At 69.5% G+C, this 9714-nt stretch carries 11 protein-coding genes; 6 read left to right on the top strand and 5 right to left on the bottom strand.

All coding sequences use genetic code 11. The features are described 5' to 3' along the window. Positions 1–3: 3 nt before the first annotated feature. From yidD to rpmH, 3 genes are read right to left on the bottom strand one after another with little or no spacing between them, the layout of a single operon-like run. Positions 4–222, bottom strand: coding sequence for a membrane protein insertion efficiency factor YidD (gene yidD, locus D7Y13_RS32200; RefSeq protein ID WP_120537285.1), 219 nt, complete (start codon positions 220–222; stop codon positions 4–6). After that, positions 219–641, bottom strand: a complete 423-nt coding sequence (rnpA, locus tag D7Y13_RS32195; RefSeq protein WP_370450836.1) for a ribonuclease P protein component — start codon at positions 639–641, stop codon at positions 219–221. Before rnpA ends, yidD begins: the two co-directional genes overlap by 4 nt. A 12-nt stretch (positions 642–653) precedes the next feature. Continuing rightward, positions 654–806, bottom strand: a complete 153-nt coding sequence (gene rpmH, locus D7Y13_RS32190) for a 50S ribosomal protein L34 (RefSeq protein ID WP_120537283.1) — start codon at positions 804–806, stop codon at positions 654–656. A gap of 456 nt (positions 807–1262) precedes the next feature. Between rpmH and dnaA the strand changes: the two genes are divergently transcribed. The 3 genes from dnaA (at position 1263) to D7Y13_RS32175 (ending at position 4406) form a co-directional block, all read left to right on the top strand. Then, positions 1263–2618, top strand: a complete 1356-nt coding sequence (gene dnaA / locus D7Y13_RS32185; RefSeq protein WP_120537282.1) for a chromosomal replication initiator protein DnaA — start codon at positions 1263–1265, stop codon at positions 2616–2618. Between the two features lie 119 nt (positions 2619–2737). Then, positions 2738–3550: a hypothetical protein gene (locus D7Y13_RS32180; protein WP_120537281.1), complete on the top strand. Its 813-nt coding sequence runs from the start codon at positions 2738–2740 to the stop codon at positions 3548–3550. 115 nt (positions 3551–3665) lie between these two features. Beyond that, positions 3666–4406 carry a hypothetical protein gene (locus D7Y13_RS32175; protein WP_147444308.1) on the top strand — a complete coding sequence of 247 codons (741 nt, stop codon included), beginning with the start codon at positions 3666–3668 and terminating at the stop codon, positions 4404–4406. A 43-nt stretch (positions 4407–4449) separates the two neighbouring features. Here the strand turns inward: D7Y13_RS32175 and D7Y13_RS32170 are convergent, their stop codons facing one another. Next, positions 4450–5280, bottom strand: coding sequence for a DUF4190 domain-containing protein (locus D7Y13_RS32170; protein ID WP_120583862.1), 831 nt, complete (start codon positions 5278–5280; stop codon positions 4450–4452). Positions 5281–5412: 132 nt separating this feature from the next. On the opposite strand from D7Y13_RS32170, the gene D7Y13_RS32165 reads away from it, so the two are divergent. Together D7Y13_RS32165 and D7Y13_RS32160 are read left to right on the top strand one after the other, a co-directional pair. Further along, positions 5413–6819: a M16 family metallopeptidase gene (locus D7Y13_RS32165; protein WP_120583861.1), complete on the top strand. Its 1407-nt coding sequence runs from the start codon at positions 5413–5415 to the stop codon at positions 6817–6819. A gap of 2 nt (positions 6820–6821) precedes the next feature. Then, a complete protein-coding gene (locus D7Y13_RS32160) occupies positions 6822–8339 on the top strand; it encodes a M16 family metallopeptidase (RefSeq protein ID WP_120583860.1) in 1518 nt (505 codons plus the stop codon). Positions 8340–8404: 65 nt separating this feature from the next. On the opposite strand, the gene D7Y13_RS32155 is transcribed toward D7Y13_RS32160, so the two are convergent. Continuing rightward, positions 8405–8698, bottom strand: a complete 294-nt coding sequence (locus D7Y13_RS32155; protein WP_120537276.1) for a hypothetical protein — start codon at positions 8696–8698, stop codon at positions 8405–8407. Positions 8699–9140: 442 nt separating this feature from the next. Between D7Y13_RS32155 and D7Y13_RS32150 the strand changes: the two genes are divergently transcribed. Next, positions 9141–9714: amino acid kinase family protein (locus tag D7Y13_RS32150; RefSeq protein ID WP_439329247.1), on the top strand; the 574-nt coding region annotated here is incomplete at its 3' end.

Here is a 9714-nt window from a genome sequence, read left to right as displayed (position 1 = left end):
CCGTCAGGGGACGGGATCGAATCCGCCGGGGTGGAATGGCTGGCAGCGCAGCAGGCGCCAGACGGTGAAGGCGCTGCCCTTGAGGCCGCCGTGCTTCTCCAGCGCCTGCATGGCGTAGGTGGAGCACGAGGGATGGAACCGACACGCCTTCGGCAGCAGCGGCCCCAGGAACCGCCGATAGAAGCGGATGGGCAGGGCGATGACGAAGGCGAGTGGACTCATGGGGCTGGCTCTTTAGGGGGCACGGTCGGTGCCGGAAAGAGCCGTTGCAGCTTACGGGTGACGCCGTCGAACGCACGGGAAACTTGCGCGAAGGAAGCCTCCTTCGCCGAGGAGCGAACGACCAGGACTACGTCGAGACCGGGCGGCCATTGCGCGCGGCGCTTGCGGAACAGCTCGCGCAGCACCCTGCGAAGACGCGCGCGCACCACCGCGTTGCCCACCTTGCTGGAAACGGTGAGCCCCACGCGGGAGTGCGCCCGGTTGTTGCGTTGGACGAGCGCCAGGAGGCAGTCGGACGGTAGCTTCTGACCGCCCTCCTGGACCTCCAGGAACTCACGTCGCTGAAGCAGGCGAAAGGCCTTGGGGAAGCGCTCGCCGGTTGCCTGAGGCACCCGCGGCGCCGCTCCCTCGGCCATCACACGTGCGTCCAGTTACTTCTTGAACGACGAAACCACCAGACGCTTACGGCCCTTCGCGCGACGGCGCTTGAGGACATCCCGGCCGGACTTGGTGCCGTTCCGCTTCCGGAACCCGTGGGCGCGATTGCGCCGGATCTTCGACGGCTGGTACGTGCGCTTGGACACGACTACTCCCTGAGAGCTGAAGGCGGCGCCCGGGACTCCCGGCGCGACCCGTACATTGGAAAGGGGGCGTCCGTAACCCTATTTCCTGGACAAGTCAATCACAGGATCACCCTGCCCCATCCCTGTTGCACCGGGATGGGTGGACCCGACCGATCATGTGGGAAAAGGGAGGAGGGGGCAAGGAACGTGCTTCACGCCGTCCCAGCGCCCATCCATGGACCCTGCATCCGTCGGGGGAAGATCCACCTGGCGTGGATCCACGGACAGCAGGGCAGGGCGGATCCGACGCGCTCCGACACCCAGGCCGTGGGTGGATCCCCGACAGATCACTCCAGGAGGGTGAACCCCTGGGAACTGTTGAGCTTCTGGCCGGTTCCTTGATCGCCCAGAAACCCTCTGTTAGCACGGCCGGACGCCCGCTGGTTCCCCCCTCCGCACCGTCCTTCGAGCCTCCGTGTGAACGCCCTCGCCACCCAAGCCCCGCCGTCGCTGCCCAGTGCCGGAGTCGTCTGGACCCGCACGCTGGAAGCCATCCGCCAGGAGGGCCTCCACTACGCGTTGACGTGGCTGGAGCGGATGCGCCCCCTGGAGGTGCGCGAGAACGCCCTCGTCCTGGGCGTGCCCGACCGCTTCTTCCGCGACTGGGTGGATGACCACTACCGCGCCATGCTGGAGACGCACCTGTCCCGGCTGGAGCCGTCGCTGGGCCGCGTCGCCTATGAGGTCGTCGTCGGACCTCCGCCGTCCGCGAACCTGCCGCCCACCCCCACCGTGAAGGTGAACTCGGCGCGGCCGTCCCGGCTCAACCCGCGCTTCACCTTCGACACCTATGTGGTGGCGGACAGCAACCAGCTCCCCGCCGCGGCCGCCCAGGCCGTGGCCCACCGGCCGGGCCACAACTACAACCCACTCTACATCTACGGCGGCACGGGCCTGGGCAAGACCCACCTGCTCCAGGCCGTGGGCAATCACATCTGGGAGAAGGACCCCACCCAGCGCGTCGTCTACCTGTCCAGCGAGCAGTTCACCAACGAGTACGTGGAGAGCGTGCGCGAGCACCGCATGACGGACTTCCGCCGGAAGTTCCGCGAAGAGTGCGACGTGCTGCTCATCGACGACATCCAGTTCCTGGGCAAGCGCGAGGAGACGCAGAAGGAGTTCTTCTACACCTTCGAGACGCTCTTCAGCCTCAACAAGGCCATCGTGCTCACCAGCGACATGGTGCCCGCGGAGGTCCCCGGCATGGAGGACCGCCTGCGCAGCCGCTTCGCCATGGGCCTGATGGCGGACATCCGCGAGCCCACCTACGAGACGCGCGTCGCCATCCTCCAGAAGAAGGCGGAGCAGGAGGGACTGAACCTGCCCGACCCCGTGGCGCACTTCATCGCCCGGCACGTGCAGAAGAACGTGCGCGAGTTGGAAGGCGCGCTCGTGAAGCTGTCCGCGATGCACAGCCTGACGCGCCAGCCGGTGACGGAGGAGTTCGCCGCCCAGGTGCTGCGGGACATCCTGCCCGCGCAGCGCACCGTGGACGTGGAGGCCATCCAGCGCGAGGTGGCCCGCTTCTACAAGCTGACCGTGGAAGCGCTGAAGGAAGACCGGCGCCACAAGGCCCTGGCCCACGCGCGCCAGGTGGCCATGTACCTGAGCCGCAAGCTGACCAAGAGCTCGTTCCCGGAGATCGCGTCCCGCTTCAACAAGGACCACTCCACCGTCATCTCCGCCGTGCGCAAGGTGGAGGGCCTGCGGGAGACGGACCCCAGCGTGCACCGCGATTTGTCGGAACTGGAAACGAAGCTCGGCGGGATGTGACGTGAAGGTTGACCTGGCGTCCCCGGCTTCGGACATGCTGCGGCTTCGCGGGCCCTGACGGGGTCCGCCGCACGGAACGCCCGGCCGGAGGCGTTCCCCCTGACGGCTTCACTTCCGACATGCCCCACATCCCGTGGCCGCGCGCCTGGTGCCTTGCCCTCGTCGTGCCGGGCCTGACCTCCTGCGGGGGTGAGCCGGACGCGTTCTCCCTGCGCTTCGGGCTCGACCCGACGACGCTGTTCGGCGCCGCTTCACGACCGGACGCCAGCGTCCAGGTGATGGAGGTGCCCCCGCCCACGCCGCCCTCTTTCAAGTCCAGCGACGGGCTCGAGTTCCAGCTGCGCTCCGCCACCTCCACGTTGTTCGACGTGCGCCTGGCGCTGCCCGGGGCCCGGACCTGTGCCAGCCTCCAGGACCTGTTGTCCCCCGTGATGACGTGCGAGGACGCGGTGGGGGGACAGCCGGGAGCCCTGGTCCTCCCGGGGCCGCTCGAAGTGGACTGGAGTCAGGGAACGACCCGTCCGGAGGGACCGCTGCGTATTCCGGCGGGTGTCTATCGCCGCGTCGATTCCCGGCTGGGAACGACCCCGCCCACGGGCCCGAGCTTCAGCGCCCGCGCGAGCTTCTACTTCAAGGGACAGACGAACATGCTCGAGCTGGACCTCTCCACCCAGGAAGCCCTGCGCTTCGAGCCGCCCGGGCCCATCGACGTCGAAATCGAACGGCCCGACGGCACCGTCCAGGTGGGCATGCTGGACGCGTCCCTCTGGCTCCAGGGGGTCCCCGTGAAGCAATGCCTCACGACGGGAGAGCTGACCCTCACGGACAGGACGCTGCGCCTGGAGGAGGCTCGCGGCGCGTGCGAAGGCGCCGCCGAGCGCGTGAAACACAACATCCTGTCCAGCGGCAGGCTGTATGTCTTCATCCCCTGAGATGTTTCAGTGCTTTCACCGGGGCCCTCGCGGCCTCTCACGGGAACGCCGGCCGGAACGTTCCCTTTTCTTGTCGCAACCTCCCGCCATGTCCCTTCCTTCGTGGTCGCGTCTGATGTGTCTGCCTTTGCTGCCCCTGTGTCTCTCCGGCTGTGGCGATACGGGCGTCCACACCCGGCTCGTCTTCGCCCTCCAGCCCTCGTTCCTCGCCGGCGACCCGACCCTGGTGGGCGTCCGGGCCATGGAATCGCCTCCCTCCCTTCCCAACATCGCCTCGGATGACGGACTCACCTTCCAGATGGATGGCGCCAGCGTCACGGTGGCCAACATCCGTCTGGAGTTGGGTTCGGGACTCGGTTGCTCGACCGTGAGCGATTCGCTTCCCGACGAAGCGCGGTGCGAGGACAGCGGGGACCAGGGCACGGTCACGCTCGCGGGCCCGGTCTCCGTCAACCTGGCGACCGGAGACGTGTCTCCACCGCTGGAGCTTCCTCCCGGCACCTACCGGCGGGTCGAATTCCAACTGGCGGGCGACGGCTTCAAGGCCCGAACACGCCTCTTCAAGGACTCCAAGATCTGGAACATGGACCTGACGCTGCCGGCCGGGGAGGTGCTGCGCTTCGAGGCCCCGGGTGACTTCGGGCTGAAGAAAGCCGGCTCCCTGCGCGTGGTCTTCCGGCAGGACGCGTGGCTCAAGGGCCTGCCCCTGGCGTCATGTTTCCAGAAGGGAGACCTGACCCAGACGGACACGTCCGACATCCTGCTGGATGCGGCCCGCGGTGAGTGCGTGGGCGCTGGGAAACACGTGCGCGACAACATCCGCGCGAACGGTGGCCTGAACACATACAGCTTCTAAAGCCTCCCGGGCGGAGGAGGGGCCCGGAGCAGCGAGGCCCCCCTCAATCCTTTCTCACCAACCCGAAGTGCTGGTCCAGATAGGGCAACAGGACGAGCATCCACAGCAGCGGACCGAGGACCCCCAGGACGATGCCGGCGAGGGCCTGTCCCCGCCGCCCGATGGGTGGATGCGCCTGGGGCTTCACCCGAAACAGCCCCACCACGCCGCACACCACCGCGAGCGGCGAGAGCAACGGCATGAGCAGCCCGCTGAGACCGAAGTGGAAGGCCTGACGCGCGATGGGATTGTTGCGCAGCCGGTTCCACATCGCCGCCAGCGCGCCGGGCGTCACGGGCTGCCGGAAGAAGAGCCGGTTGCGCACGTCGCGGTGGATGAGGACCGCGACGAACATGAAGGGAAGGGCGGACAGCAGGTGGTGGATGCGCTGCGCCGGCTCCAGCACGCCCGCGCCCAGCGCCAGCACCAGGGGGGTCACCACCAGCGCGGGCCGCGCCCACGGCCTGCCCAGGAAGAAGGCCCCGCCCACCGGCACGGACGCCAGGTACAGCGCCGAGAACAGCCACTCCTTCCGGGAGGGCGCCCCCCCGGACGCGAGCGACAGGAACACGCCCAGCAAGAGGGACAGGGTGAGCATCCCCACCGTCCAGGCCCAGGAGTCGCGCCGGCCCCAGTGCTCCAGGCGGAAGGCCTCCAGGTAGTCCACCTCCGGGCGCTTGGAGCAGGCGACGCAGAAGACGCGCTCACTGCCCAGCGGGAACCGGACACAGTCCGCGCAGACGAAGGCGCCACAGCGCGAGCACGTGCCGCCCGCGAGCACGTCGGGGTGGACGGCGCAGTGCGGCTGCGCGGAAGGAGGGACCTCCAGGCTCATGGCCGCAGTGTCGCACGGCGAGCAACATCCAGCACCCCGGAGCCCACCCTGTCTCCTTCCGGCTTACAGGCCCCGGAGCGCGTGTTAAGCGCGCGAGGCACCGTCCTGAACCGAGGAGGAACCTTGTCCCGATTGAAGGCCCTCGCCGCCGCGGCCCTGTTGCTGGGGACTCCGGCGCTCGCCCAGCAGCCCGAGGCGAAGCCGTTGGAGCCCGGCCGCGAAAACCTGGCCATCCCGTATGAGAAGTACACGCTGCCCAACGGCATGGAGGTCATCCTCTCCGTGGACCGCAAGCTGCCCGTGGTGGCCGTCAACGTCTGGTACCACGTGGGCGCCTACGACGAGCAGCCGGGGCGCACCGGGTTCGCGCACCTCTTCGAGCACATGATGTTCCAGGGCTCCAAGCACGTGGCGGACGACGTGCACATCGGCCTGCTGGAGCAGGCGGGCGCCTCCGACCTCAACGGCACCACCAGCTTCGACCGCACCAACTACTACGAGACCGTGCCCAGCAACCTGCTGGAGACCGCGCTGTGGTTGGAGAGCGACCGCATGGGCTTCCTGCTGGATGCCCTCACGGAGAAGAAGCTGGAGACGCAGCGCGAGGTGGTGAAGAACGAGCGCCGCCAGGGCGTGGAGACCGCCCCCTACGGTGAGGCGCAGGAGAAGGCGTGGCAGGCGCTGTTCCCGGCCCCGCACCCGTACTCGGGCAACGTCATCGGGTCCATGAAGGACCTGGACGCGGCCAACGTGGACGACGTGAAGGCGTTCTTCCGCACCTGGTACGCGCCCGCCAACGCGACGCTCGCCATCGTGGGCGACTTCGACGTCGCGAAGACCAAGGCGCTGGTGGAGAAGTACTTCGCCACGCTGCCCTCCGGCCCCAAGCCCAAGCGGCCCGACGTGAAGCCCGTGAAGGTCACGCGGGAGACGGTCATCCGCCACGACGAGAAGGTGGCCACGCTGCCCCTGCTCTCCATGTCGTGGCTCACCGCCCCGTACCTCAAGCCCGGGGACGCGACGGCGGACGTGCTCGCCACCGCGCTGGGCACCGGCCGCGCCAGCCGCCTGTACCGCCGGCTGGTGCTGGACAAGCAGCTGGCCCAGAGCGTGGACGCCACCCAGCAGAGCCAGGGCGCGCAGTCCGTGTTCACCATCGAGGCGGTGGCCCGGCCCGGCGTCACCACGGACGCGCTGCAGAAGGAGATCGACGCGGTGCTGGACGAGGTCCGCAAGGACGGAGTCACGCAGGAGGAGATCGTCCGCGCGCGCACCCGCTATGACACGCGTCAGCTGGCGGGCCTGCAGGCCGTGGGCGGCTCCGGCAGCAAGTCCGACACGCTGCAGAGCTACAACCAGTTCGTGGGCGAGCCCAGCTACGTCGCGCAGGACCTGGCGCGCTACCAGGAAGTGACGCCCGCGCTGGTGAAGCAGTTCGCCAACGACGTGCTGCGTCCCGATGCGCGCGTCGTCCTCCACGCGGTGCCGTCCAGCAAGGGCGCGCCGCCGTCTTCCGGTTCGGGCAAGGAGGCCCGTTGACCATGCACCGCCGAATCCTCACTGCCCTCCTCACGCTGACCGTCTCCGCCTGCGCCACCACGAAGCCCGCGGAGGCCCCGCCCCCGGAGACGCCGGCCTCGCAGCAACCCCAGACACCCGCGCCGGATCCGGAGGCGTTCCGCGACACGCAGCCCAAGCCCGGCACGCCGCCGGACATCGTGCTGCCCACGTTCGAGAAGGCCCAGTTGGACAACGGGCTCACCGTCATCGTCAGCACGCGCAAGGAACTGCCGCTGGTGTTCGCGGGCATCGCCTTCGCTTCGGGGGTTTCGCAGGAACCCCTCGCGAAGCTGGGCGTGGCGGACCTGTCCTACCGGATGCTGCTGGAGGGCGCGGGCAAGCGCGACACGGTGGCGCTGGACAACGCGTTCGCGGACCTGGGCGTGTCGCCCGCGCTGTCGGTGGAGCCCGACGGCGCCTTCGTGGGCGCTCGCGTGCTCACGCGCAACGTGGACGCGGTGATGGCGCTGCTGGCGGACGTGGTGCTGCGGCCCACCTTCGACGCCAAGGCCTTCGAGCGGCGCAAGAAGCAGCAGTTGGGGGAGCTGGTGCGCCGCATGGGCGACCCGAACTTCCTCGCGCAGCAGGCCTACTACGCCGCCGTCTTCGGCGCGGACCACCCGTACGGCCATCCGTCCGGGGGCACCCCCAAGACGGTGCAGTCGCTGACGCTGGCGGACGCGAAGAACTTCTACGTGAAGAACACGGGGCCCCGCGCCGCCGCGCTCATCATGACCGGTGACGTGACGCTGCCGCAGGCGGTGGAGTGGGCGAAGAAGTACTTCGGCGGCTGGAAGGGTGGGGCGGTGGCGCCCAAGCCGCCTCCCGCGCCTCCCGCGCCCCCGCGTCAGCAGGTGCGCGTGGTGCCCAAGCCGGGCCTGGAGCAGACGGTGGTGCTGGTGGGCCGTCCCGGCCTCGCCGCGGGCCACGCGGACGAGTACCCGCTGGAGCTGGCCACCACGGTGTTCGGCGGCTTCTTCGGCAGCCGGCTCAACATGAACATCCGCGAGGACAAGGGCTACAGCTACGGCGCCAACGCGCACCTGGGCACGCGCCTGGGCGTGGGTCCGCTCACCGCGAACGCGGCCGTGCGGCAGAACGTCACCGGCCCCGCGCTCAACGAGTTCATGAAGGAGCTGGCCGGCATCAAGACGAACCCCATCACGGAGAAGGAGCTGGCCGCCGCGCGCGAGGGCCTCATCCGCGCCTTCCCGGGCGCCTTCGAAACGGTGGAGGGCCTGGGTGGCAGCGCCGCGCAGCTCTTCTTCCACCGCCGCCCGATGGATGAGTTCAAGAAGAGCGTGGAGGGCCTGCGCGACGCCAGCGCCGCCGAGGTGCAGCGCGTGGCCGAGGCCTACCTGGACCCGGCCGCCATGCAGGTGGTGCTCGTGGGCGACCCGCTGGTCATCCAGGAGCAGGTCACGCCGCTGAACCTGGGCAAGCTGACCCTGGTGGAGACGCCGGACACGGCGCCCGCGCCCAAGGCCGCGACCCCGTAGCAGGGGCGTCGTGAGGAAGTGATTCTGGCCGGGGTCCCGACGTGGGTCGGGGCTCCGGCCTTTTTTCATTCCCGGATGGGTTCGTTCTCGCTGTCCTCCAGGGCTTCGGCCTTGAGGCGGCCGCGCTCCTCGCGCTCCTCGGCGTCCACGTCATCCAGGACACTGCCGCTGTGGTTGGTGTTGCCGCCCACCGGGGCATCGCTGTCGAAGGCGAACTTCTGCTCCTCGGTGGAGTGCTTGGCTGCGTCCGCGTACAGGGGCTTGGTGTCGTCCGCTTCCAGGCCCCGCTCCACGCGGTCCTTGGCGAAGCCGGGCTTGTGGGCGCCGGTGTCCTTGTCGCTCTTCTTGCGGGTGGCCATGGGGTGCTCCCAGTGAGGTAGGTCAACAGGTGACACCGTGAATGTCGGCAGCCTTGGGGCCGCGCACCACGGTGGGCCCTGGAGTCCGGGGGCCCGGTTGCCCGTCCCCTCACCAGGTGTCAGTGAAACGGCTAGGATGGTGACTGCATGGGCGGACAGCGCGGGAACAGCCTGCGGCACGGGGGGACGACGTCCTCCGTGGGCACGCGTTCCCAGACCGCCCTGACGCGCACTTGCACCGGCCTGACTCCTCGCGGAGCGCGGACCGCCTGACTTCGGATGGACCTCCCAGGGTCCCCCTCCCGAACCCGGCCCCGCGCTCCTCCCGAGCGCGGGGCTTTTTCGTTGCCTCCAACACCCCCAGAGACACCTCCATGACGACCCTGACGCCTCCGATGAACACCCACCGCCGTGCCCCGTCCCGCCGCGAGGAGGCCGTGTCATGCGCGTGATGAAATTCGGTGGCACCAGTGTCGGGGATGCGCATCGGATGCGCGGCGTGGTGGCGCTCGTCGAGGAGGCGCGCAAGACGGAGCGGGTGGCGCTGGTGGCCTCCGCGGTGTCGGGCATCACCAACCTGCTGGTGGACGCGGCCCGGGTGGCGCAGGAGGGCGAGCCGGTGCAGGCGGCGTGCGCCCGCTTCGAGGACACGCACTCCGCCATCGCGAAGGCCCTGAGCGCGGACTTGAAGCCCGCCCAGACGCGGCCGCTGGCGGAGGGGCTGGTGGCGCTGGGAGCCGAGCTGCGCGGGCTGTTGCAGGGCGTGGGGCTGTTGCGTGAGTGCTCGCCGTCGGTGCTCGCGCACCTGTCGGGCCTGGGGGAGCGGGCGTCCTGTCTGCTGCTCGCGGCGCTGCTGGAGGCGCGGGGGCTTCAGCCCACGAGCCTGGACCCTCGGCAGGTGCTGCTGTGTTCGGGGGATCCGCTCCAGGCGACGCCCCGCGTGGAGGAGATCCGCGCGCGGTTCGCGCCCTTCCGGGATGGTGGGCCGGGGCTGTTGTTGATGCCGGGCTTCTTCG

Source organism: Corallococcus praedator, from assembly GCF_003612125.1.
GTDB classification, from domain to species: Bacteria; Myxococcota; Myxococcia; order Myxococcales; family Myxococcaceae; genus Corallococcus; species Corallococcus praedator.
The sequence above is the reverse complement of the archived record's forward strand: the minus strand, read 5'-3'. Positions and strand labels throughout refer to the sequence as shown.

What these genes read in the sequence shown, in the direction of transcription:
- D7Y13_RS32170 (WP_120583862.1), bottom strand. Translation starts at nt 5,280, where the DNA reads ATGAGCCTGGAGGTCCCTCCTTCCGCGCAGCCGCACTGCGCCGTCCAC.
- D7Y13_RS32155 (WP_120537276.1), bottom strand. Translation starts at nt 8,698, where the DNA reads ATGGCCACCCGCAAGAAGAGCGACAAGGACACCGGCGCCCACAAGCCC.
- yidD (WP_120537285.1), bottom strand. Translation starts at nt 222, where the DNA reads ATGAGTCCACTCGCCTTCGTCATCGCCCTGCCCATCCGCTTCTATCGG.
- D7Y13_RS32175 (WP_147444308.1), top strand. Translation starts at nt 3,666, where the DNA reads ATGTGTCTGCCTTTGCTGCCCCTGTGTCTCTCCGGCTGTGGCGATACG.
- D7Y13_RS32160 (WP_120583860.1), top strand. Translation starts at nt 6,822, where the DNA reads ATGCACCGCCGAATCCTCACTGCCCTCCTCACGCTGACCGTCTCCGCC.
- D7Y13_RS32180 (WP_120537281.1), top strand. Translation starts at nt 2,738, where the DNA reads ATGCCCCACATCCCGTGGCCGCGCGCCTGGTGCCTTGCCCTCGTCGTG.